Origin of the sequence: Kitasatospora sp. NBC_01250, assembly GCF_036226465.1 — a bacterium.
Lineage (GTDB): Bacteria > Actinomycetota > Actinomycetes > Streptomycetales > Streptomycetaceae > Kitasatospora.
The window spans coordinates 7,635,379-7,661,493 of record NZ_CP108476.1 but is presented as its reverse complement, the minus strand read 5'-3'; the positions used below and the strand labels follow the sequence as shown (position 1 = coordinate 7,661,493).

Genomic DNA, 26,115 nt, shown 5'->3' with positions numbered 1-26,115 from the left:
GGGTCCGGACACCCCCGGACACCCCCGGACGGGGATGGACGGGGCTGGACAGGGTTGGACGGCGCCGGACCCTGCACCACCGGCCTCTCACCGCCCGGGTCGCCGGCCCGCCTCGTGGGTGAAGAGGTAGCCGGCGGCTGCGGCCACCGTGAGCGCCATGGTCAGCAGCACCACCCGGAAGTCCACCACCGCGATGAGCGCGGCGCCCGCGGCCATCGCGATCAGCTGCGGCACCGTCATGACGACGGTGAACCCGGCGTAGACCCGCCCGACCAGCTCCGGCGGCGTGTGGCGGAATCCGATCGTGGTCAGCCCGATGGCGATCCACGGCATGCTGGCGCCGCAGAGCACCATCCCGGTCGCCACCACCGCCACCGAGGGCACGGTCTGCAGCAGCGCGCCGAGCCCGAAGGAGGCCATGCCGGCGGCGACCAGCAGGCCGTCCCCGATCCGCCGGGCGAGCCGGGCCGCGGTCAGCCCGGCCAGCACGGCGCCGATCCCCTGGCCGACCAGCAGCACGCCGAGGAAGGCCGGCGGGCGCCCCAGACCGTCACCGACCACGGCGAGCCCGACCGTCTCGGCCAGCCCCATCCCCACCATGGTCAGCGCGCAGCCGATGGTGAGCTGCCGCAGCACGACGGTGTTCGCCAGGTGCCGGAGGCCCTCGGTGATGTCGGTGCGCCACCCGCTGCCGCTGGACGACGGCGCGGCCTCGTCCAGCCGCACCGCCAGCAGGGTGGCCACGGCGACCAGGAAGGTGGCGGTGTCCACCAGCACCACGGCATGGGCCCCCACCGCGGCGAACAGCCCGGCCCCGGCCAGCGGCGAGACCAGCCGCAGCGACTGCTTGGCGGTCTGCAGCAGGCCGTTGACCTCGCCCACCTGCTCCTCGGGGACCAGCACCCGCAGCAGACCCGCCTGCGCCGGATCGAGGAAGCTGTTGGACAGGCCGTAGACCACCATCACCAGGTAGACCAGCCAGACCTGGCCGCCGCTGTGCACCAGCAGCAGCACCGGCAGCACGGCGGCGGTCGCCAGGTTGAGCACCAGGAGCAGCGGGCGCCGGCGGTAGCGGTCGGCGACCATGCCGCCGAGCGGGGCGCAGAGCGTGCCGACGATCACCAAGAAGAAGGTGAGCGCGGCCGCCGAGTTGCTCCCGGTCAGCTCCTTGACCCAGATCCCGGCCACCAGCCAGAGCATCGTGTCGCCGAGCACGGAGACGATCTGCCCCAGCAGGAACCAGCGGACGTTCCGGTCGGCCAGCAGCCGCCGCAGGCCCCGGCGGCCGTCGCCCCTGCCCTCGCCGGCCGCCGGGGCCGCGGGGTGCTGGTCCGCGGGGTGCTGGTCCGCGGGGTGCTGGTCCGTCACGTCGGCCCTGTCCTGCGCCGTCAGGTCATGCGTCATGGCCGAGCCTCTCGGTGAGAATGCGGCCGAGCTCGGCCAGGCCTTCCGGGCCGAGCAGTTCGGCGTGCCGGCAGTCGACGTGGTACTCGTGGACCTCGCCGGTCAGGTGCGGCTGCCAGGCAGCGCGCGCGGTCGGCGCGTCGGCGGCACGACCGCCGGTCGCGGTGACGAACACGAGATCGCCCTCCACCGTGCCGGGCACGTGGTCGAGCACCAGGCGGCTGCTGTGCACGGCCGTGTCCAGCAAGGCGGTCACCACCTCCTCGTCCACCTGCAGCCGTTGTGCGTGCTCCTCGCGCAGCAGGGCCAGGATCCGCTGCCGGTCGGCGCCCTGCGCCACCAGCTCGCGCACGGCGGGCCCCGCGCCGGGCAGCAGCGCGGAGAGCACCTCCTGCTCCGCCTCCGCATCGAGGACCGCCGGGTGCAGGGGCTGCGACTCCTGCGCGGCGGCGGCCGGGTAGGAGTCGAGCAGCGCCAGGAAGGCCACCTGCTCGCCGTCGCGCTGGAGCAGCTCGGCCATGGCGTGCGCGATCGTGCCGCCCAGCGACCAGCCGAGCAGGTGGTACGGCCCCGCGGGCTGCACCTCGCGGATCCGCGCGACGTACTCCCGCGCCATCGCCGTGATCGACGCCGGGCGGGCGTCCGGCCGGCGGATGCCGCTCGCCTGGAGCCCGTACAGCGGTCGCTGCGGGTCCAGCCGGCGCAGCAGGGCCGCGTAGCCCCAGCTCAGGCCCATCACCGGGTGCACGCAGAACAGCGGTGCCTCGCTGCCACGGGCGCGCAGCGGCAGCAGCACGTCGAGCGGATCGCCGGCAGACTGCGCGCCGGCGGACTGCTCGCCATCCGACTGCTCACCGAGCCGGGCGGCGAGGCCCGCCGCGGTCGGCGTCTCGAAGAGCGCGCGCAGGTCGAGCCGGGCACCGAAGGTCTCCTGGACGGCGCTCATCAGCCGCACCGCCAGCAGAGAGTGGCCGCCGAGCGCGAAGAAGTCGTCGTCCGGACCGACCTCCGGCAGGCCGAGCACGTCGGCGAAGAGGGCGCAGAGCACCACCTCCCGCGGGTCGCCCGGCACCCTGGCCGGGGCCGCCCGGTCGATGCCCGGGGCGGGCAGGGCCCGGGCGTCGAGCTTGCCGTTGCGGGTGACGGGCAGGGTCTCGAGCCGGACGAAGGCCGCGGGGAGCATGTAGCCGGGCAGCAGCGCGCCGGCGTGGGCCCGCAGCCGATCCGGGTCGAAGCTCTCGCCCGCGGGCACGACGTAGGCGACCAGCCGCTGATCCCCCTCGGCGGCCTCCCGCACCACGACGGCGACCCGAGCGACGTCCGCGTGTCCGGCCAGCACGTTCTCGATCTCGCCGAGTTCGATCCGGTAGCCGCGCACCTTCACCTGCTGATCGGCCCGGCCGACGAAGACCAACTGCCCGTCGGCGCCCCACCGCACCAGGTCGCCGGTGCGGTACATCCTCTCGCTCTTGCCGAACGGAGAGGCCACGAAGCGCTCCGCCGTCAGGCCGGGCCGGCCGAGGTACCCGCGCGCCAGAGCCTCGCCCGCCACGTAGAGCTCACCGACCACGCCCGGCGGCACCAGCCGCAGACCAGCATCCAGGACGTACAGGCCGGTGTTCCGGACCGGCCGGCCGATCGGCACCAACGGGCCCGCGCCGTCCCCGGCCGGCGTGCCGGCGGTGACCTGGATCGTCGTCTCGGTGGGCCCGTACAGGTTCACCGGTTCGACACCCCACACCGCCCGCACCCGCTCGGCCAGTTGGGCGCCGAACGCCTCGCCGCCCACGAACACCTGCCGCAGACCGGCCACCGCCCCGGCCCCCGGGGCTGCCACCAGCGCGGCCAGCAAGGTGGGCACGAACTGCGCCACCGTCACCCCGAGCACGGCCAACTCCCCTATCAGCAGCCCGGGATCCTTCGCCACCTCGTCGCCGACGACCGCCACCGCGGCCCCCGACAGCAGCGGGAGCCAGACCTCCCACACGCCCGCGTCGAACCCGGGCGAGGTACGGGCCAGCACCCGGTCCCCCACTGCGACGGAGAAGCGATCGCCCATCCAGAGCAGCTGGTTGACCACTGCACGCTGCGACACCACCACCCCCTTCGGCCGACCGGTCGAACCCGACGTGTAGATCACATACGCCGCCTCCGCACCGGGCACCGGGACCGGCAGCGACAGCGCCGGACCGGGTTCCGCCGACCGCGCCCCGGCCTCCTGGTCGAGCACCACGCACCGGGTGCCCGACGGCACCAGCCCGGCCGTCCCCCGCACCGCGAGGACCACCGCCGTGGCCGCCTCCTCCAGCACGCCCGCGATGCGCCCCGCGGGCAGCCCCGGGTCCAGCGGCAACCAGGCCGCCCCCGCCAGGGCCACGGCCACCTGAGCCACCACCCAGTCCACCGACCGCGGCAGCAGCAGGCCGACCAACGCCCCGGGCCGCACCCCCATCGCCGCCAGCCGGTCCGCCAACTCAGCGGCCAGGCTCATCAGTTCGCCGTAGGACAGCTCGGCGCCCGCAGCGACGACCGCCACCGCGGCCGGTGCCTGCGCCGCGCGGGCCGCGAACAGCGAGCCCAGCGACCCGCCGACCGGCAGCGCCAGCACCGCGCCCGCACCCTGTCGAAGCACCTCGGCCCGGCCGCGCTCCGACAGCAGCTCCACCGCACCGACCCGCAGGTCCGGCCCGGCCACCGCCGAGTCCAGGAACCGCACGAACGAGAGCGCCAGGAACTCCACCGACTCGCGCTCGAACAGGTCTGCCGCGTAGTCGAGTTCACCGTCGAGGCCGCGGAGGTCGCCCTCCTCGCCGAAGCGCTCGGCGAGGGTCAGCGACAGGTCGAACTTCGCCGCCGCGCCGGTCACCTCGACCGGCCGGGCCGTCAGGCCGTCGAGCTCGATCCGAGCCGACGCGGTGTTCTGCAGCGCGAGCATCACCTGGAAGAGCGGGTGCCGTGCCATGGCGCGCGGCGGGTTCAGCTCCTCCACCAGCCGCTCGAATGGGAGGTCCTGGTGCGCGAAGGCCGACAGGTCGGCCTCCCGCACCCGGCCGAGCAGCTCCCGGAAGGTCGGGTCGCCCGAGACGTCGGTGCGCAGCACCAGCGTGTTGACGAAGAACCCCACCAGGTCGTGGACCGCCTCGTCGGTGCGGCCGGCCACCGGGGTACCGATCGGGACGTCCTCGCCGCCGCCCAGCGCGCTGAGCCAACCGGCCATCGCGGCCTGCAGGACCATGAAGACGGTGGTGTGCGTCCGGCGGGCCAGGTCGGCGACCCGCGCGTGCAGTTCGGCCCCGATCCGCACCGGCACCGTGCCGCCCTCGCCGCTCGGGTACGCGGGGCGCGGGCGGTCCACCGGCAGCGGGAGCTCGTCCGGCAGGCCGTCGAGCTCCTGCTGCCAGTAAGCGAGTTGCTGTGCCAGCAGGCTCCCGGGAGCGGACTCGTCACCGAGCAGCTCGCGCTGCCACAGCGTGTAGTCCGCGTACTGCACGGGGAGTTCCTCCCACTGCGGGGCGGTCCCCGCGCGGCGGGCCGTGTAAGCGGTGGTGAGGTCGCGCACCAGCGGTGCGGTCGACCAGCCGTCGGAGACGATGTGGTGGGCCGCCAGGAGCAGCACGTGCTCATCGTCGGCGGTCCGGAACACCGTGGCGCGCAGGGGCAGTTCACTGGTGAGGTCGAAGGCGTACCCCGCTTCGGCGGCCAGGCGCGCGGCCAGCTCCTCCTCGGTGCACTCCCGCTCGTCCAGCGAGAGCACCACCTGATCCATCGGCACGATCCGCTGCTCCGGCTCACCGTCCCGCTCGGGGAAGACCGTGCGCAGACTCTCGTGCCGCCCCACCACGTCATGCAGCGCGGCAGCCAACGCCGCCGAGTCCAACACACCCGTCAGCCGCAGCACCAACGGCATGTTGTAAGCACCACTGCCCGGCTCCAACCGGTTCAGGAACCACAACCGCCGCTGAGCGAACGACACCGGCAACCGCTCCGGCCGCACCACCGGCCGCAACCCCGGCCGCACACCGACCTCCCCACCCTCCAGCACCGCCGCCAGCCCGGCCACCGTCGGCGCCTCGAACAACGTACGCAACGGCACCTCCACCCCGAGCACCGACCGCACCCGACTCGCCAACCGAGTCGCCAACAACGAATGCCCACCCAACTCGAAGAACCCCTCATCGACCCCCACCCGCTCAACACCCAACACCTCGGCGAACAACCCGCACAGAATCTCCTCCCGCGGCGACCGCGGACCCCGACCCACCCCCACCACCACGAACTCCGGCTCCGGCAACGCCCGCCGATCCACCTTCCCGTTCGGCATCAACGGCAACGCCTCCACCAACACGAACGCCGACGGCACCATGTAATCCGGCAGACACCGCCCCAACCCCACCCGCAACCCCACAACCGTCTGCGACCCACTCACCACATACGCCACCAGACGCCGCTCACCCCCCACACCCTCATGCAACACCACCACCGCCTGCGCCACCCCCGGCAACCCGTCAATCGCCGCCTCCACCTCCCCCAACTCAATCCGGAAACCACGCACCTTCACCTGACTGTCCGCCCGACCCAAAAACACCAACTGCCCATCCCCACCCCACCGCACCAAATCCCCCGTCCGATACATCCGCTCACCCACACCGAACGGACACGCCACAAAACGCTCCGCCGACAGACCAGCCCGCCCCAAATACCCACGCGCCAACCCCTCACCCGCCACATACAACTCACCCACCACACCCGGCGGCACCAACCGCAACCCCCCGTCCAACACAAACACCCGCTTGTTCCACACCGGCCGACCAATCGGCGGAACCGCCGCACCCGACATCGGATCACTCATACTCGCGCACACCGTCACCTCGGTCGGCCCATACGAATTGATCATCCGCCGACCCCGGAACCACCGCTCCACCAACCCCGGAGAACTCGCCTCACCACCAACAATCAACGTCCCACCCAACGGCAACGACCCCTCCGGCATCACCGCCAAACCCGCCGGCGGCAAATCAATATGCGTAATCCCCTGCTCCGCCACCAACTCCACCAACGGCTCACCCGGCATCATCCGCTCCAACGGAGCAACCACCAACCGACCACCCCCCAACAACGCCGACCACACCTCAGAAACATGACTGTCAAAACTCAACGACGAAAACTGCAACACCCGACTCTCCGACGTCGTCACATACCACTCCACCTTCGCATGCGCCAACCCCGGAATACCACGATGCGCAATCACCACACCCTTCGGACGCCCCGTCGAACCCGACGTATAAATCAGATACGCAGGATGATCAGGCAACAACGACGCATTCCGCTCGGCGTCCACGACATCGGTGGAGTTCTGCGCGGCCAGATCGGCCACGACATCGGCCCGGTCCAGTACCAGGACCGTCCGCCCGCCCGACGGCAACCGGTCCGCCACCGCCCCGACCGTCACCACCAACGCCGGCGCCGCATCCCCCAACATGTAGGCGATCCGGTCCGCCGGATACTCCGGATCCACCGGCAGATACGCCGCACCCGACTTCAACACCGCCAGCAACGCCACCACCATCAACTCACTACGCGGCAACGCCAACGCCACAAACCCCTCCGGCCCCGCACCACACGCGATCAACAACCGCGCCAACCGATTCGCCCGCGCATTCAACTCCGCATACGACAACTCCACCCCCTCACACGCCACAGCCACCGCACCCGGCGCCACACCAACCTGCCGCTCGAAATGCTCATGAATCAAACCCTCCGGCACCACCCGCGCCGTGTCGTTCCACCGCTCCAGCACCAACGCACGCTCATCCACCGACACCAACTCGACATGACCGATCCGGTGGTCGGGTTCGCTGCCGACGGCGGTGAGGAAGGCGGCCAGTCGACCGACGAAGGCCGTGACCGTCGCGTGGTCGTAGAGGTCGGTGGAGTAGTCGAGGACACCGTCGAGGCCGGCGGGGGCGCCGCCCTCGAAGCCTTCGGTGACGTCGAGCGAGAGGTCGAACTTCGCGGCGGCGCGGCCCAGCGGCTCCGCCGCCACCTGGAGGCCCGGCAGGCCGAGTTCGGGCAGTGCGGTGTTCTGGAACGCCAGCATCACCTGGAACAGCGGATGCCGCCCCATCGACCGCGGCGGGTTCAGCACCTCGACCAGCCGCTCGAACGGCACGTCCTGGTGCGCGAACGCCGCCAGGTCGGTCTCCCGTACCCGGGCCAGGAGTTCGCGGAAGGTCGGGTCGCCCGAGGCGTCGGTGCGCAGCACCAGGGTGTTGACGAAGAACCCGACCGCGTCCTCGAGCGCTTGGTCGGTGCGGCCCGCGATCGGGGAGCCGATCGGGATGTCCTCACCGGCGCCGAGCCGGGCCAGCAGGCCGGCCAGCGCCGCCTGCACCACCATGAAGACGCTCACCCCGCACTCCCGGGCCAGCCGCACCAGGTTCGCGTGTGCCGGGGCGGGCAGGGTGAACGGCACACTCGCACCGCCGCCCGCGGTGGCGGTGCGCAGACGGTCGCCGGGCAGGGTCACCTCTTCGGGCAGTCCGGCCAGGGCCTGGCGCCAGTAGTCGGTCTGGCGGGACAGCAGGCTGTCCGGATCGCTCTCGTCGCCCAGCAGCTCGCGCTGCCACAGGGCGTAGTCCGCGTACTGCACCGGCAACGGCTCCCAGTCCGGCACCTCGCCGGCCACCCGCGCCGCGTACGCCACCGACACGTCCCGCGCCAACGGCGCCAACGACCAGCCGTCACCCGCCACGTGGTGCAGCACCAGCAGCAGCACGTTGACGTCCGCCCCGAGGTCGAACAGATGCACTCGCAGCGGGAGTTCGGCCGCGAGGTCGAAGCCCTGGCGGACGGCTGCCTGCAGCGCGGCCGGCAGCTGGGCCGCACCGGTCTCCCGGACCTCCAGCGGGACGATGGCCGTGGCGGCGGTCCGGACCGCCTGCTCCGGCTCGCCGTCGTGCTCGGGGAAGACCGTGCGCAGGCTCTCGTGCCGCTCCACCACGTCCGCCAGCGCCGCGACGAGCGCGGCGCGGTCCAGCTCACCGGTCAGCCGCAGCGCCAGCGGCATGTTGTAGGCACCGCTCTCCGGGGCGAGCCGGTTGAGGAACCAGAGCCGGCGCTGGGCGAAGGAGACCGGCAGGTGTTCGGGACGCACGGCCGGCCGCAGGGCGGTCCGTGCACCGGCCTGCTCGCCCTCCAGGGCTGCGGCCAGGGCGGCGACGGTGGGCGCCTCGAAGAGCGCGCGCAGCGGCAGTTCGACCCCGAACACCGCGCGCACCCGGCTCACCAGACGGGTCGCCAGCAGCGAGTGCCCGCCCAGCTCGAAGAAGCTGTCGTCGATCCCGACCGAGTCCAGGCCGAGCACCTCGGCGAAGACCCCGCAGAGGATCTCCTGCTGCGCGGTGGCGGGAGCGCGCCCGCCACCGGCGGCGTAGTGCGGCACGGGGAGGGCCTTGCGGTCGAGCTTGCCGTTGTCGGTCAGCGGGAAGGCGGCCAGCGCGACGACGGCCGAGGGGACCATGTAGTCGGGCAGCATCCGCTGGACGTGCGCGCGCAGTTCGGCGGCGTCGGCCTCCGCGGTGCCGGTGACGTAGCCGACCAGTCGGGTGTCCCCGGGGCTGTCCTCGCGCAGCACGACGGTCGCCTGCGCGATGCTCGGGTGGCTGGTCAACGCGGCTTCGATGTCGCCGAGTTCGACGCGGAAGCCGCGGATCTTGATCTGGTGGTCGGTGCGTCCGAGGTAGTCGAGCGTGCCGTCCGCCCGCCAGCGGGCGAGGTCGCCGGTGCGGTACATGCGCTCGCCGGGTGCGCCGAAGGGGCAGGCGGTGAAGCGTTCGGCGGTGAGGGCGGGGCGGTTGAGGTAGCCGCGGGCCAGGCCGTCACCGGCGAGGTAGAGGTCGCCGGCGACACCGGCGGGGACGGGGTTGAGCGAGCCGTCCAGCACGTAGCCGCGGGTGTTGGCGATCGGGCGGCCGATCAGCGGATTGCCCGCGGCCGGCGGCCGGTCGAGCCGGTGGGCCGTGGACCAGATGGTGGTCTCGGTGGGGCCGTAGAGATTGGTGCTCTCGCCGATCGAACGCAGAGCGGTGGCCAGCGGGGTGGGCAGGGCCTCGCCGCCGACCAGGACGCGCAGGGCGGGAAGGCTGGTCGAGCCGGTGGCCGAGTGGGCGAGCAGCGCCTGCCAGAGCGAGGGGGTGGCCTGCATGATGGTGGCGCCGCAGTCGTGCAGCAGCGCGGTCAGCGCAGCGGGATCGAGCACGGTCGGGCGGTCGGCCAGGACGACGCGGGCCCCGCTGATCAGCGGCAGGTAGAGCTCCAGCGCGGCGATGTCGAACGCGATGGTGGTCACCGCCACCCAGCGGTCCTGCCCGGTGAGCGGGAACCGGGTGCCCATGTCGGTCAGGAAGTTCGCCAGGGCGTGGTGCGGCACGACAACGCCCTTGGGGCGACCGGTGGATCCCGAGGTGTAGATGACGTACGCGGGGTGCGTGGGCCGCAGCGCCGTGCCGAGGTCGTGCTCCGGCTGCGCGGCGACCTGCGGGTCGTCGACGGCCAGGGCCGGGGTGCCCGCCGGGAGGTCGCTCCGGCCGTCCGTGAGGACGAGGGCGGGTGCGGCGTCGCCGAGGGTGTACGCGATCCGCTCGGCCGGGTAGCCGGGGTCGATCGGCAGATACGCCCCGCCGGCCTTCAGCACGGCCAGCAGCGCGACCACCAGCTCGACGGACCGGTCCAGCACGACCGCGACCAGCGACTCCGGCCGCACGCCACGGTGCACCAGCACCCGCGCGAGCCGGTTGGCGCGGGCGTTGAGCTGATGGTACGTCAGTTCCGTCTCGCCGAAAGCCACGGCGACCGCGTCGGGGGTGCGGGCGGCCTGCGCCTGGAACAGCTCGGGCAGCGTGGCCCCGGGCAGCTCGCGGGCGGTCTCGTTCCACCTCGCCAGCAGCGTGCGGCGCTCGTCCTCGGTGAGGATGTCGGCGCGGGTGACCGGGCGGCCGGGGGCGCTGGTGAGGGTGTCCAGCAGGTCGGCGAAGCGTCGGGCGATCGCCTCGGCGGTCTCGGGGTCGAAGAGGTCACCGGCACAGGTGAGGGTGCCGGTGATCCCGGCGGGGCCGGTCCCGGGGTCGAACTGTTCCGAGAGGTCGAGGGCGAGGTCGAACTTGGCGGTCACGGTGCCGACGGCCTCGGGCCGGACCGTCAGCCCGGTGAGCTCCAGGCTCGGGGCGGTGGTGTTCTGCAGGGTGAGGAGGGTCTGGAAGAGCGGGTGGCGGGCCAGGGAGCGCGCGGGGTTGAGGGCTTCGACGAGGTGGTCGAAGGGGAGGTCCTGGTGACTGTAGGCGGTCAGCAGGCTGTCGCGGGTCCGCTGCAGCAGGTCGCCGAAGGTCGGGTCCCCGCTCAGGTCGGTGCGGGTCACCAGGGTGTTGACGAAGAACCCGACGAGGTCGTTGGTGGCCTCGTCGGTGCGTCCGGCGATAGGGGTGCCGATGGGGATGTCGGTACCGGCACCGAGCCGGGACAGCAGCGTGGCGAGCGCGGCGTTCAGCCCCATGAAGAGGGTGGCGCCGTGGGCGCCGGTGAGCCGGACCAGCCGCTGGTGGGTGGCGGCGGGGATGACGACCGGGACGGCAACGCCCCGATGGGTGGCGACCGCCGGACGGGGGCGGTCGGCGGGCAGCGTGAGCTCCTCCGGCAGGTCGCCCAACGCCTTCCGCCAGTAGGCCAGTTGCTCACCCAGGCGGCTCGCGGGGTCGGCGACGTCGCCGAGCACCGCGCCCTGCCACAGCGCGTAGTCCGCGTACTGGATCGGCAGTGGCTGCCAGGCCGGAGCCTCGCCGGCCACCCGTGCCGCATAGGCCCGCGACACGTCCTGCGCCAGCGGCACCATCGACCAGCCGTCACCGGCCACGTGGTGCAGCACCAGCAGCAGCACATGCGCCTCGGGTGCGATAGCGAACAGCACCGCCCGCAGCGGGAGTTGCGCCGTCAGGTCGAACGGCTGCCCCGCCACCGCGGCCAGTTCGCCGGCCAGCGACGCCTCGGCGCACTCGCGCAGCTCGGCCACCGGCCCCTGCAGGCCGTCCACCGGCAGGACCTGCTGCCACGGCTCGCCGTCCTGCTCGGGGAAGACGGTGCGCAGGCTCTCGTGCCGCTCCACCACATCGGCCAGCGCCGCGGTCAGCGCGGCACGGTCCAGCGCTCCGGTCAGGCGCAGCGCCAGCGGCATGTGGTAGGCGCTGCTGTCGGGGTCGAGGCGGTTCAGGAACCAGAGCCGCCGCTGTTCGAGCGAGAGCGGCACCCGGACGGGGCGCGGCGTCACCGGCTCGATGGCAGGCCGGGTCGCGGTGGCGCTGCGGGCCACCAGCGCCGCCAGGCCGGCCACCGTCGGCGCCTCGAAGACCGCGCGCAGCGGGAGTTCGGCCCCGAGCAGCGTGCGCGCCCGGGTGATCAGGCGGGTCGCCAGCAGCGAGTGCCCGCCCAGCGCGAAGAAGCTGTCGTCCACGCCCACGCTGTCGAGTCCGAGCAGGTCGGCGAAGACGCCGCAGAGGATCTCCTCCGTCGCGCCGGTGGGCGCCCGGTGCGGGGTTCCGGTCACCGGAACGGGGACGGGCAGCGCCGTGCGGTCCAGCTTGCCGCTGGGCGACAGCGGCACGGCGTCGATCGGCACGAGGACCGACGGCACCATGTACTCCGGCAGCGCGGCGGCCAGGTGCGCCCGGAGCTCCTCCTCACAGCAGCTGCCGTCGGAGACCAGGTACGCGGCGAGGAACTGGTCGCCCTCGGCGCGCTCGTGCACCAGCGCGGTCGCCCAGGAGACGCCGGGGGCGCCGGCGAGCACGGTCGCGATCTCGTCCAGCTCGATGCGCAGGCCGCGCAGCTTCACCTGGTGGTCGGCGCGGCCGAGGAAGACCAGGGTGCCGTCCCGGTTCCAGCGCACGATGTCGCCGGTGCGGTACATCCGGGTGCCGGGGGTGAACGGACAGGCGACGAACCGCTCGGCGGTCAACGCGGGCCGGCCGGCGTAGCCGCGCGCGAGCTGGTCGCCGGCCAGGTAGAGCTCGCCGGCCACGCCGGGCGGCAGCGGCCGGAGCTCGCGGTCCAGGACGAAGACCCGGGTGTTCCACACCGGCCGCCCGATCGGCACGGTGCTGCCGCTCTCGCGGTCCGCCGAGCGGTGGTAGGTGACGTCGACGGCCGCCTCGGTCGGACCGTAGAGGTTGTGGAGGTCGGCCGCCAGGACCTGGCGGTAGCGGGCCAGCAGGTCGGTGGAGAGCGCCTCGCCGCTGCACACCACGTGCCGCAGGCTGGTGCAGCCGGCGGCGGCGGGCTCGGCGACGAAGGCGTGCAGCATCGACGGCACGAAGTGGGTGACGGTGACGCCGTGGCGCCGGATCTCCGCGGCGAGCCGGGCCGGCTCGCGGTGGGCGCTGGGCGGGGCCACCACCAGGGCCGCGCCGGAGAGCAGCGGCAGGAAGAACTCCCAGACCGAGACGTCGAAGCTCGACGGGGTCTTCTGCAGCACCCGGTCGGCGGGGCCGATGCCGTACTGGTCGCGCATCCAGAGCAGCCGGTTGACGATCGCGGCGTGCGGGACGGCGACGCCCTTGGGGCGGCCGGTGGAGCCGGAGGTGTAGATCAGGTAGGCGGGGTGCGCGGGCAGCAGCGGCGCGGTCCGCTCCTGGTCGCCGAGGTGGTGGTCCTGGTGGTGCGCGGAGGCGGCGGCCTCGTCCGGATCGTCCAGCACCAGGGCGCGGGCGCCGGCCGGCAGCACGCCGGCCAGCTCGCGGCAGGTGAGGACGGCCACCGGCGCGGCGTCCTGGAGCATGTAGGCGATCCGGTCGGCCGGGTAGTCCGGGTCGACCGGCAGATAGGCCGCGCCCGACTTCAGCACCGCGAGCAGCGCGATCACCAGCTCGGGCGAGCGGGGCAGCGCGACGGCCACGACGCCCTCCGGACCGGCGCCGAGGCCGACCAGGCGGCGCGCCAGGCGGTTCGCCCGCGCGGCGAGCTCCCGGTGGCTGAGCACCGTGTCGCCGAACAGCAGGGCCGGCGCGTCGGGGGTGCGGTCGCCCTGGGCCTCGATGACGGAGGGCAGGGTGGCGGCCGGGACGGGGTGTGCGGTGTCGTTCCACGCGTGGCGGACGAGCCGGCGTTCGGCTTCGCCCGCGAGGTCGAACCGGCCGACGGTGTGGTCGGGTTCGGCCGTCACCGCGGCCAGGAAGGCGGCCAGCCGTTCGGCGAAGGCAGCCGCCGTCCGCGGGTCGTACAGGTCGTCGGTGTATTCGACGCAGCCCTCGATCCCCGCGGGCCTGCCGGCTTCGAAGCGCTCCGCCACGTCGACCGACAGGTCGAACTTCGCCGCCGAGCGCGCCATCGGCTCCTCGGCCACCCGCAGGTCCGCCAGGTCGAGTTCGGGCAGTGCGGTGTTCTGGAACGCCAGCATCACCTGGAACAGCGGGTGCCGGCCCATCGACCGCGGCGGGTTCAGCTCCTCGACCAGCCGCTCGAACGGCACGTCCTGGTGCGCGAACGCCGCCAGGTCGGCCTGCCGCACCCGGCCGAGCAGCTCCCGGAAGGTCGGGTCGCCCGACACATCGGTGCGCAGCACCAGCGTGTTGACGAAGAAACCGACCGCGTCCTCCAACGCCTCGTCGGTGCGCCCGGCCACCGGGGCGCCGATCGGCACGTCCTCGCCCGCACCGAGCCGGGCCAGCAGGCCGGCCAGCGCCGCCTGCACCACCATGAAGACGCTCACCCCGCACTCCCGGGCCAGCCGCACCACGGCCGCATGCACCTCGGCGGGAACCACGAACGGCACACTCCCGCCCGCTCCCCCGGCCACCGCAGGCCGCGACCGGTCCCCCGGCAACGACACCTCCTCCGGCAGACCAGCCAACGCACCACGCCAGAAGTCGATCTGACGTGCCATCAGGCTCTGTGCGTCGCTCTCCTCGCCCAGCAGCTCGCGCTGCCACAGCGTGTAGTCCGCGTACTGCACCGGCAGCGGCTGCCAGCCCGGGGCCGTGCCGTCCACCCGCGCCGCGTACGCCATCGACACGTCCCGCGCCAACGGCGCCAAGGACCAGCCGTCACCAGCCACGTGGTGCAGCACCAGCACCAGCACGTGCACCTCGGGGGCCAGTGCGAACAGCACCGGACGCAGGGGCAGTTCACTGGTGAGGTCGAAGGCGCACCCCGCTTCGGCGGCCAGGCGCGCGGCCAGCTCCTCCTCGGTGCACTCCCGCTCGTCCAGCGAGAGCACCACCTGATCCATCGGCACGATCCGCTGCTCCGGCTCGCCGTCCCGCTCGGGGAAGACCGTGCGCAGACTCTCGTGCCGCCCCACCACGTCATGCAGCGCGGCAGCCAACGCCGCCGAGTCCAACACACCCGTCAGCCGCAGCACCAACGGCATGTTGTAAGCACCACTGCCCGGCTCCAACCGGTTCAGGAACCACAACCGCCGCTGAGCGAACGACACCGGCAACCGCTCCGGCCGCACCACCGGCCGCAACCCCGGCCGCACACCGACCTCCCCACCCTCCAGCACCGCCGCCAGCCCGGCCACCGTCGGCGCCTCGAACAACGTACGCAACGGCACCTCCACCCCGAGCACCGACCGCACCCGACTCGCCAACCGAGTCGCCAACAACGAATGCCCACCCAACTCGAAGAACCCCTCATCGACCCCCACCCGCTCAACACCCAACACCTCGGCGAACAACCCGCACAGAATCTCCTCCCGCGGCGACCGCGGACCCCGACCCACCCCCACCACCACGAACTCCGGCTCCGGCAACGCCCGCCGATCCACCTTCCCGTTCGGCATCAACGGCAACGCCTCCACCAACACGAACGCCGACGGCACCATGTAATCCGGCAGACACCGCCCCAACCCCTCCCGCAACCCCACAACCGTCTGCGACCCACTCACCACATACGCCACCAGACGCCGCTCACCCCCCACACCCTCATGCAACACCACCACCGCCTGCGCCACCCCCGGCAACCCGTCAATCGCCGCCTCCACCTCCCCCAACTCAATCCGGAAACCACGCACCTTCACCTGACTGTCCGCCCGACCCAAAAACACCAACTGCCCATCCCCACCCCACCGCACCAAATCCCCCGTCCGATACATCCGCTCACCCACACCGAACGGACACGCCACAAAACGCTCCGCCGACAGACCAGCCCGCCCCAAATACCCACGCGCCAACCCCTCACCCGCCACATACAACTCACCCACCACACCCGGCGGCACCAACCGCAACCCCCCGTCCAACACAAACACCCGCTTGTTCCACACCGGCCGACCAATCGGCGGAACCGCCGCACCCGACATCGGATCACTCATACTCGCGCACACCGTCACCTCGGTCGGCCCATACGAATTGATCATCCGCCGACCCCGGAACCACCGCTCCACCAACCCCGGAGAACTCGCCTCACCACCAACAATCAACGTCCCACCCAACGGCAACGACCCCTCCGGCATCACCGCCAAACCCGCCGGCGGCAAATCAATATGCGTAATCCCCTGCTCCGCCACCAACTCCACCAACGGCTCACCCGGCATCATCCGCTCCAACGGAGCAACCACCAACCGACCACCCCCCAACAACGCCGACCACACCTCAGAAACATGACTGTCAAAACTCAACGACGAAAACTGCAACACCCGACTCTCCGACGTCGTCACATACCACTCCACCTTCGCATGCGCCAACCCCGGAATACCACGATGCGCAATCACCACACCCTTCGGACGCCCCGTCGAACCCGACGTATAAATCAGATACGCAGGATGATCAGGCAACAACGGCACAGCCCGCTCGATGTCCACGACATCGGAATCCGACCAGTGCGCCAACTCCGCCTCGACGCCCGCCTCATCCAGCACCAGAACCGTCCGCCCGCCCGACGGCAACCGGTCCGCCACCGCCCCGACCGTCACCACCAACGCCGGCGCCGCATCCTCCAACATGTAGGCGATCCGGTCCGCCGGATACTCCGGATCCACCGGCAGATACGCCGCACCCGACTTCAACACCGCCAGCAACGCCACCACCATCAACTCACTACGCGGCAACGCCAACGCCACAAACCGCTCCGGCCCCGCACCCCACGCGATCAACAACCGCGCCAACCGATTCGCCCGCGCATTCAACTCCGCATACGACAACTCCACCCCCTCACACGCCACAGCCACCGCACCCGGCGCCACACCAACCTGCCGCTCGAAATGCTCATGAATCAAACCCTCCGGCACCACCCGCGCCGTGTCGTTCCACCGCTCCAGCACCAACGCACGCTCATCCACCGACACCAACTCGACATGACCGATCCGGTCGTCCGGTCGGGCGGTCACCGCCGCCAGGAAGGCGGCCAGCCGACCGGCGAACGCAGCGGCCGTCTCCCGGTCGTACAGCTCACCGGCATAGTCGATGCCCCCCTCGATCCCGGCCGGCACGCCGGCCTCGAAGCGCTCCGCGACATCGACCGACAGGTCGAACTTCGCCGCCGAACGCTCCACCGGCTCGACGGCCACCCGCAGGTCCGCCAGGTCGAGTTCGGGCAGTGCGGTGTTCTGGAACGCCAGCATCACCTGGAACAGCGGATGCCGCCCCATCGACCGCGGCGGGTTCAACTCCTCCACCAGCCGCTCGAACGGCACGTCCTGGTGCGCGAACGCCGCCAGGTCGCCCTGCCGCACCCGGGCCACGAGTTCACGGAAGGTCGGGTCGCCCGAGACATCGGTGCGCAGCACCACCGTGTTGACGAAGAACCCGACCGCGTCCTCCAGCTCCTCCTCGCTGCGCCCCGCCAGCGGAGCACCGATCGGGATGTCGTCCCCCGCACCGAGCCGGGCCAGCAGACCGGCCAGTGCCGCCTGCACCACCATGAACACACTGGCCCCGCACTCCCGGGCCAGCCGCACCACGGCCGCATGCACCTCGGCGGGAACCACGAACGGCACACACCCGCCCGCACCGCCGGCCACCGCAGAGCGCAACCGGTCCCCCGGCAACGACACCTCCTCCGGCAGACCGGCCAACGCACCACGCCAGAAATCGATCTGACGTGCCATCAGGCTTTGCGGGTCGCCCTCGTCGCCCAGCAGCTCACGCTGCCACAGCGTGTAGTCCGCGTACTGCACCGGCAGCGGCTCCCAGGCGGGCTCCTCGCCCGCCACCCGCGCCGCGTACGCCACCGACACGTCCCGCGCCAACGGCGCCAACGACCAGCCGTCACCCGCCACGTGGTGCAGCACCAGCAGCAGCACGGAGACGTCCGCCGCGACCGAGAACAGCACGGGCCGCAGCGGCAGTTCACTGGTGAGGTCGAAGGAGTACGCCGCCTCGGCGGCCAGCCGTGCGGCCAACTCCGCCTCGGTGCACTCCTGCTCGTCCAGTGAGAGCGCCACCCGCGCCATCGGCACGATCCGCTGACGCGGCTCACCGTCCCGCTCGGGGAAGACCGTGCGCAGGCTCTCGTGCCGCTCCACCACGTCGTCCAGTGCCGCGACGAGCGCGGAGCGGTCCAGCTTTCCGGTCAGCCGCAGCGCCAACGGCATGTTGTAGTGCGCACCCCCGCCCTCCAGGCGGTTCAGGAACCAGAGCCGGCGCTGCCCGTACGAAAGCGGAATCACTCGTCCTCCTCGGGACGCGGCATCCGGCGCAGAACGGGGCGCTTCGGGATGCCGGACTGTGCGGCGGCGGCCTCGGCGAGGCGCGCCACGGTGGGGTGTTCGAACAGGGCGCTGAGCGGCAGGTCCACGTCCAGCGCGGTGCGGATGCGACTGATCACCCGGGCCGCGAGCAGGGAGTGCCCGCCCAGGTGGAAGAAGTCGTCGTCGATCCCGATCCGGTCGACGCCGAGCACCTCGGCGAACAGCCCGCAGAGCAGCTCCTCCTGCGGGTTGCGCGGCGCACGGCCGGCGGCGGATCCGGTGAACTCGGGGCGCGGCAGCGCCTTGCGGTCCAGCTTGCCGCTGGGCGTCAGCGGCCACTGCTCCAGCAGCACGAAGGCGGACGGCACCCAGCCGGCCGGCAGCTGTTCGGCGAGGTACCGGGTGAGCGCCGAACCAAGCGCCTCGGCGGACGCGACCGGCTCGGCGGGCTCGGCGGGCTCAGCCGGCTCAGCCGGCTCGGCGGGCTCAGCCGGCTCGGCCGACTCGTCCTGGCCCGCGGGCCTCGCGGGCCTCGCGGGCCGCGCGGGCCGTACGTACGCCGTCAGCCGGTCGTCCAGCGCGGTCACGGCCGCCTGGGCGACGTCGGGGTGGCGGCCCAGCACCACCTCGATCTCGCCCAGCTCGATCCGCTGCCCGCGGATCTTGACCTGGTGGTCGGTCCGGCCGGCGTAGCGCAGGCAGCCGTCCTGGTCCCAGGCGCCGAGGTCACCGGTGCGGTACATCCGGGTGCCGGGCGGGCCGTACGGGTCGGCGACGAAACGTTCCGCCGTGAGGCCGCGCCGCCCCAGGTAGCCGCGGGCGAGCTGGACGCCGGCCAGGTAGACCTCGCCGGTGACGCCCGGCGGCACCGGGCGCAGCGCCGCGTCCAGCACGTGGATCCGGGTGTTCCAGACCGGACGCCCGATCGGCACCGCCGCGGGCGTGCCCTGCGCGGGGCAGGTCCAGTGGGTGACGTCGACCGCCGCCTCGGTGGGCCCGTAGAGGTTGTGCAGCGGCGCCTCGCACACGGCGTGGAAGTCGCCGACCAGCTCGGCGGGCAGCGCCTCGCCGCTGCAGAAGACCCGGCGCAGGCTGGTGCAGGCCTTGGCGGCCGGCTCGTCCACGAAGGCGCGCAGCATCGAGGGCACGAAGTGCGCGGTGGTCACGCCGGTGTCCTGGATCAGCCGGGCCAGCCGGTCGGGCTCGCGGTGCACGCCCGGCGGGGCGACCACCACGGCCGCGCCGCTGATCAGCGGCCAGAAGAACTCCCACACCGACACGTCGAAGCCGGCCGGGGTCTTCTGGAGCACCCGGTCGGTGGCGTCCAGCCGGTAGCGGTCCTGCATCCACAGCAGCCGGTTCACGATCGCGCGGTGCTCGACCACGACGCCCTTGGGCCGGCCGGTGGAGCCGGAGGTGTAGATGACGTACGCCGGCGAGCCGCCGTGCCCCAGGCCCTGTCCGGCGCCGGGGTCGGTCGACGGCTGCGCCCGCAGCCGGGCCCGGACCTGCTCGTCGGTGAGGGCCAGCACCGGCAGCCGGGCGGGCACCGCGGCGGGCGTCGCCCCGCTGGTCAGCACGAGGTGCGGAGCCGCGTCGGCGAGGATGGCGGCGGTGCGCGCGGGCGGGTGGTCGGGGTCGAGCGGCAGGTAGGCCGCACCGCTCTTCAGCACGGCCAGCAGCGCGACCACGAGCTCCGGCGAGCGGGGCAGGGCGACACCGACCGTCGTCTGCGGCCCCGCGCCCAGCTCGGCCAGCAGGTGCGCCAACCGGTTGGCGTCGGCGTTGAGTTCCGCGTACGTCCGGCTGCCGTCCTGGCCCTCCAGGGCCGTGGCCTCGGGGGTGCGGGCGGCCTGTCGCTCGATCAGTGCGGGCAGCGTGGTGTCGGGCACCGGGTGCGCGGTGCCGTTCCAGGTCGTCAGCACCCGCTCGCGCTCGTCGGTCGTCAGCAGGTCCAGCCGGGCGACGGGGCGCTGCGGATCCGCCGCCATCGCGGGCAGCAGGCGGTGCAGGCGCTGCGCGATCCGCTCCACCGCCGGGCGGTCGAGCAGGTCGGGCCGGTGGTCGAGGGTGATCCGCAGCCGGGTCCCCGGCACCACGACCAGGCGCAGCGGGTAGTGGGCGGCGTCCCAGACCTGGACGTCGGCCACGGCCGGACCGCCGGGCAGGTCCATCGCCGCCAGGTCCACGGGGTAGTTCTCGAAGACCAGGAGGGTGTCGAAGAGGGCGCCCAGACCGGTGACGGCGTGCAGGTCGGTGAGGGCGGTGTGGTGGTACGGGGTCAGCGCCGCCTGCTCGGCCTGCACGGTGGCGAGCAGCTCGGCCACCGTCTCCCCCCGGTCCAGCCGCACCCGGACCGGGACGGTGTTGATCAGCAGCCCGACGATCTCCTCGGCCCCTGCGAGCTCCGCAGGGCGGCCGGAGACGGCGGTGCCGAAGAGCACGTCCGAGCGACCGGTGAGGGTGCCCAGCAGGATGCCCCAGGCGCCCTGCAGCAGCGAGTTGAGGGTCAGCCCGTGACTGCGGGCGGTGTCGAGCAGCGCCTGGGTCTGCCGCTCGGTGAACTCCAGTTCGACCCGCTCGGGCCGCTCGGCCACCGCGGCGTGCTGCTGCCCGGCCAGCAGGGTGGGCTCCTCGACCCCGGCGAGCGCCGAGCGCCAGGCGTCGAGCGCCTGCTGCCGGTCCTGCTCGCCGAGCCAGCGCAGGAAGTCCCGGTACGGGCGGACCGCGGGCAGCGCACCGCCCGCACCGCCGCCCGCGTAGCGGGTGAACAGCTCGCCCATCAGCTGCGCGGTGGACCAGCCGTCCAGCACCAGGTGGTGGTTCATCAGGACCAGCACGTGCCGCTCCTGCTCCAGCCGCAGCAGGCTGAACCGCACCAGCCGTGGCCGGCCGAGCTCGAAGCGGTGGGCGCGGTCCTCGGCCAGCAGGCGCTCCAGCCGCGCACCGCGCTCCGCCGCGGGCAGCGTGCTCAGGTCCAGCTCGCGCCAGAGCAGCGGCGCGTTCGCCGCCACCACCTGCACCCACTCGCCGTTGGCGCGCTGGCGGAACGCGCTGCGCAGCGCCGGGTGGCGGCGCAGCACGGTCTCGGCGGCGCTGCGCAGCACCGCGGCGTCCAACGGTCCGTGCAACTCGAAGACGAACTGCGCGGTGTAGACGTCCCTCGCGCCCTCGTCGTACAGCGCGTGGAAGAGCATCCCCTCCTGTACGGGTGTGACCGGCAGGATGTCCTCGATCGCGTTCGTGCTCACCGGCCGGTCCCCCATGCGTCCCCGTCCTCGTCCCCCTCGGCGGCGAAGTCCGCCTCGAAGCCTTCGATCTCCTCCTGCGCCATCTCGATCAGCGCCAGGTCGGACGGGGTGTGCCCGCCCGCCTGCGGCGACTGCCCGTGGCGCACCAGCACCTGGAGCGCCCGCTGCCAGGTGTCGGCCAGGTCCGCCACCTCGTGCTCGTCGAGCAGCCCGCTCGCCCAGCGCCAGCTCACGCTCAACTCATCGCCGTGCGGCCCCTGCTGGGCGACCGCGTCGATCTCCAGCAGGTGGCCGAGCGGCATCAGCGGATCACCGCCGCCGGCGAACGCGCCGTCCTCGACGGCCGGCGACCAGTCGGCCTCGGGCAGCCGGCCGTCCGGGCCCTCGGGCGTGCGGCCGAGACCGGCGGTGCGGCCGAGGTAGTTGAAGCAGATCTGCGGGGCCGGCACCGCGGCCAGCAGCGGCGCGGTCCGCGGGTTGAGGTGGCGCAGCAGGCCGTGGCCCAGTCCCTGTCCGGGCACCGCGCGCAGCTGCTCCTTGACCTGCTTGATCAGCGTGCCGGCCGCCGGGCCCGCCGCCCAGGCGTCGGCCGTCTGCGCGGCACCGGCGACCAGCTGCACCGGATGCACCGCCGTGAACCAGCCGACGGTACGGGTCAGGTCGGCGCCGAACCGCTCACCCGCACGGCCATGGCCTTCCAGATCCACCCGGACCGGACCGTCCGTCCGGTCCCGCCGCTCGCGCCAGTCGGTCACCGCCAGCGCCAGGCCGGCGAGCAGCACCTCGGTGGTGCCGGTGTAGAAGGCGGCCGGCACGGTGGTCAGCAGCGGCTCGACCAGCTCGGGCGCCAGGGTGCGGGTCAGCCGCGCCTCGGTGGCCACCACGTCGCGCGCCGGGTCGGGCCGGCCGCGGCCCAGCAGCGGCTCGTCACCGGCCTGCACCTGCTGCCAGTAGGCGAGTTCGGCCACCGTCTCGGACTCGTGGGCGGCGGCCACCAGTTGCTCGGCCCACTCCTTGAGCGGGGTGCCGACCGGGTCGGGGCGGGGCACGGCGCCGGTGCTCTCCGCGTGGTAGGCGGCGACGAGTTCGGGCACCAGGATCCGCCAGGAGACGCCGTCCACGCACAGGTGGTGCAGCACCAGCACCAGCCGGCCGGGCAGGTCGGGCCCGCGGTCCAGCCACACCACCCGCACCAACGTGCCTTCCTGCGGCGCCAGTTCGCGTGCGGCTGCCAGCCGGGCCTCGCGCACCAGAGCGGCCATCGCGACCTCACCGTGCTCGCTGTGCTCACCGGGCTCACCAGGCTCACCGGGCTCACCGCCACCGACGTGCTCGACGTCGATCCGGGTCACGCACGCCTTGCCGGACACCTCGCCGCGCGGGGCCACCGACAGCTGCCAGGAGCCGTCCCGGTCGGCCAGCCGCAGCCGCAGCGCGTCGTGCCGGTCCAGCAGGTGCTGCACCGCCCGGTGCAGCGTCGGCTCGTCCAGGCCGGCCGGGCTGCGCAGCACCACGGACTGGTGGTAGCCGTCGATCGGCCCGCCGAGGGCGCGCAGTCGGTGGACGATCGGGGTGGCCGGAACCGGGCCGACGCCGGCGTCCGGGTCCCGCTCCTGGGCCGGCTCCGCCTGCTCGGTGCGGCAGACCCGGGCCAGCGCGGCCGGCGTGCGGTGGTCGAAGACCTCCCGGGGCGTGAACACCAGGCCCGCCCGCCGGGCCCGCCCGGCCAGCTGGATCGCCATGATGCTGTCCCCGCCGAGCTCGAAGAAGCCGGCGTCCGCACCCACCGAGGCGAGGCCGAGGACCTCGGCGAACAGTGCGCACAGCGTCGCCTCGGTCGCGCCGGCCGGGGCCGCCTGTCCGGTCGCCCCGGGTGCGCCGAAGTCCGGTGCGGGCAGCGCCCGGCGGTCCACCTTCCCGTTGCCGGTCAGCGGCAGCGCGTCGAGCCGCACGAAGGCCGCGGGCACCATGTAGGAGGGCAGGGCGGCCGCCGCGTGGGCCCGCACCTGCGCGAGGTCCACCTCCGGTCCGGCCGTCTGCGCCACCAGGTAGGCGACGATGCGCTTGTCGCCGCGCGGCGCGGTGCGGATGTCCACCGCCACCTGGCCCACGCCGGGGCCCTTTGCCAGCGCGGACTCGATCTCGCCCGGCTCGATCCTGAAGCCGCGGATCTTCACCTGGTCGTCGCAGCGCCCGACGAACTCCAGCTCGCCGGCGCCGTTCCAGCGCACCAGGTCCCCGGTGCGGTACATCCGCGATCCGTCACCGGCGAACGGGTCCGCCACGAAGCGCTCGGCCGTCCGGCCCGGGTGGCGGACGTAGCCGCGCGCCAGTCCGATGCCGCCGGCGTACAACTCGCCGACGCTGCCCGCCGGGACCGGTCGCAGCCCCTCGTCCAGCACGTAGCAGCGCATCCCCTGGAACGGCCGGCCGATCGGTATCGGGTCGGGCACCGGGTCGGTCATGGCCGGCCGGTGGTAGGTGATGAAGGTGGTCGCCTCGGTCGGGCCGTAGCCGTCGACGATCACCAGCCCCGGGCAGGCCGCGCGCAGCCGGCGCACCGCCTGGGCGGGCACCACGTCGCCGCCCGCCCAGAGCTCCTTGAGCGAGGCCAGGCACCCCGGATCCTCCTCGGCGACCAGCCGCAGCAGCCCGGCGGTGAGCCAGAGCGCGGTCACCCGGTGCCGCGCGAGCACCGCCCCGAGGGTGGGGATGTCCAGTTCGCCGGGCGGCGCCACGACGACCTCGCCGCCGTTCAGCAGCGGCACCCACACCTCGTAGGTGGCCAGGTCGAAGGCCGCGGGCGAGTGGAACAGCACCCGCCGGTGCGCCTCGCCGTCCCAGACGTTGTCCAGCGCCAGGCCCAGGATGTCCTCGTGCGTGATGGCGACGCCCTTGGGCGTGCCGGTGGAGCCGGAGGTGTACATCACGTACGCCAGCTGCGCCGGCCGGCAGGTCACGGCCGTCGCGGTGACGGGCAGGTCCTGCCAGGTCCCCGGCGCGTCGACCGCGATCGCGGGCAGCTCCAGCTGCCCGGCGAGCTCCGAGGTGGCGGCGTCGCAGAGCACCAGCAGCGCACCGCTGTCGCTCGCCGTGGCCCGCAGCCGCTGCACCGGGTGCCGGGTGTCCAGCGGCAGGTAGACGCCGCCCGCCTTCACCACGGCCAGCATCGAGACCACCAGGTCCGGGGTGCGTTCCTGCAGCAGCACCACGGGTGTCTCGGTGAGCACCCCCGACGCGAGCAGCCGGTGCGCCAGTTGATCGGCCCGCCGGTCCAACTCCCGGTAGCTGTACCGCACCCCGTCCGCGCTCAGCGCGGTCGCCTGCGGCGTGCGCGCCACCTGGGCGGCGAACCGCTCGGTGAGCGTGGTCGCCGTCGGGTCCTCGCGGTGCGGGGTGGCCCTGCCCTGGACCAGCACCCAGCGGCGCTCGGCCTGGGTGAGCAACTCGGTGTGGCCGACCGTCCGTTCGGGGTCCGCCGCGGCCGTGCACAGGAAGGCGGAGAGCCGCTGCCGGTGCCCGGCCACCTCGTCGGCCGGGTAGCGCGACGCATCGGCCTCGACCTCCAGCATCAGTCCCTCGGTGCCGTGGTCCTGAAGCACCACGGACAGGTCGTCGACCGGCCCGGCCAGGTAGATCTGGGTACCGGTGGCGGCGCCGAAGCGCAGTCCGCTGCCGGCCGGCAGGAGGTTGACCTGGGTCGCGAACAGGCCCTCGGTGCGGCCCAGATCGGCGCGCATGTCCTGGTGGAGGTAGCGCTGGTGGCGCAGCGCCTGCTTCATCTCGGCCGCGGCCTGCTGCGCCAGGTCCGTCCAGCGCATCCGCGCGTCGACCTCCAGGCGCAGCGGCACGATGTTGGACACCATGCCGGGGATGCCGCGCAGCACCGCGTTGCTCCGCGCGGTCACCGGCAGGCCGAGCACCACACTCGACTCGCCGGTCATCCGCTGGGTGTAGGCGGCGACCGCGGCGACCGCGAGCACGGGCAGGGCGGTCCCGGCCCGGCGGGCCGCAGCGCGCACGGCGGCCGTCTGCGCCGCGCCGATCCGCCCCGTGCGCCGCGTCGCGCCGGCCGCCGCACCGGCGTGGATCGAGCCGGCCGGACGGCCGGAGAGCGTGGCGGGCCGGGGCAGGTCGCGCAGGTGCTCCTGCCAGTAGGCCCGGTCCTGCGCGAACCGCTCCGAGGCCCGGTAGGCGGCGTCCTGCTCCAGCAGTTGGGTGAGGGTGCCGAAGGAGTGGGCGGCGGGCTCCTCCTCGCGTTCCAGCGCGGTGTAGAGCTCCGCGATCCGGGCGCTCACCAGCGAGCCACTGAACCCGTCGGTGATGATGTGGTGGCCGCCCACGTAGAGGAAGTGCCAGTCGGGCGCGAGCCTGAGCACGGCGGTGCTGAACAGCGGTCCGGCCAGCAGGTCGACCGGCCGCTCGACCGCCTCGCGCATCCAGCGCTCGGCGGCCTCCCGCGGCAGCCGGTCACCGCTCAGGTCGACCACCTCCAGGGGCCGGCCCGGTCCGTTGGGCTGCAGCAGTTGCAGCGCGCTTGCCCCGTCCGGCCGTAGCCGCACGTGCGCGGTCTCCACCTCACCGACCAGTCGCCGCACCGCCCGGTCCAGCACCGGGAGCGCCAACGGCCCCCGGATGTCGGTGAACTGAGCCAGGTTGTAGGCGTTGCTCGTCGGATCCAGCTGTTGAGCCAGCCAGATTCCGTGCTGTGCTCGGGAAAGCGGCACCAGGGCCGACTCGTGCGCAGGCATGGCTTTTTTCTCTCACCCCATCGGTTCGGCGAATCGGCGA

The 26,115-nt window shown here is 73.2% G+C and carries 4 protein-coding genes; all 4 read right to left on the bottom strand.

Going from position 1 to position 26,115, the window contains the following annotated elements:
* Window positions 1-87: 87 nt before the first annotated feature.
* From OG500_RS32425 to OG500_RS32410, 4 genes are read right to left on the bottom strand one after another with little or no spacing between them, the layout of a single operon-like run.
* Window positions 88-1,404, bottom strand: coding sequence for an MFS transporter (locus OG500_RS32425; protein WP_327070396.1), 1,317 nt, complete (start codon window positions 1,402-1,404; stop codon window positions 88-90).
* The gene (locus OG500_RS32420; RefSeq protein WP_329585306.1) at window positions 1,394-18,052 is read right to left on the bottom strand and encodes a non-ribosomal peptide synthetase; all 16,659 of its coding nucleotides are present in this window, start codon (window positions 18,050-18,052) and stop codon (window positions 1,394-1,396) included. Before OG500_RS32420 ends, OG500_RS32425 begins: the two co-directional genes overlap by 11 nt.
* Complete coding sequence (locus OG500_RS32415; RefSeq protein ID WP_329585304.1) at window positions 18,049-21,324, bottom strand: amino acid adenylation domain-containing protein; 3,276 nt, start codon at window positions 21,322-21,324, stop codon at window positions 18,049-18,051. The genes OG500_RS32420 and OG500_RS32415 overlap by 4 nt, the downstream gene beginning before the upstream one ends.
* Window positions 21,321-26,075 carry a non-ribosomal peptide synthetase gene (locus tag OG500_RS32410; RefSeq protein ID WP_329585302.1) on the bottom strand — a complete coding sequence of 1,585 codons (4,755 nt, stop codon included), beginning with the start codon at window positions 26,073-26,075 and terminating at the stop codon, window positions 21,321-21,323. Before OG500_RS32410 ends, OG500_RS32415 begins: the two co-directional genes overlap by 4 nt.
* Window positions 26,076-26,115 lie beyond the last annotated feature (40 nt).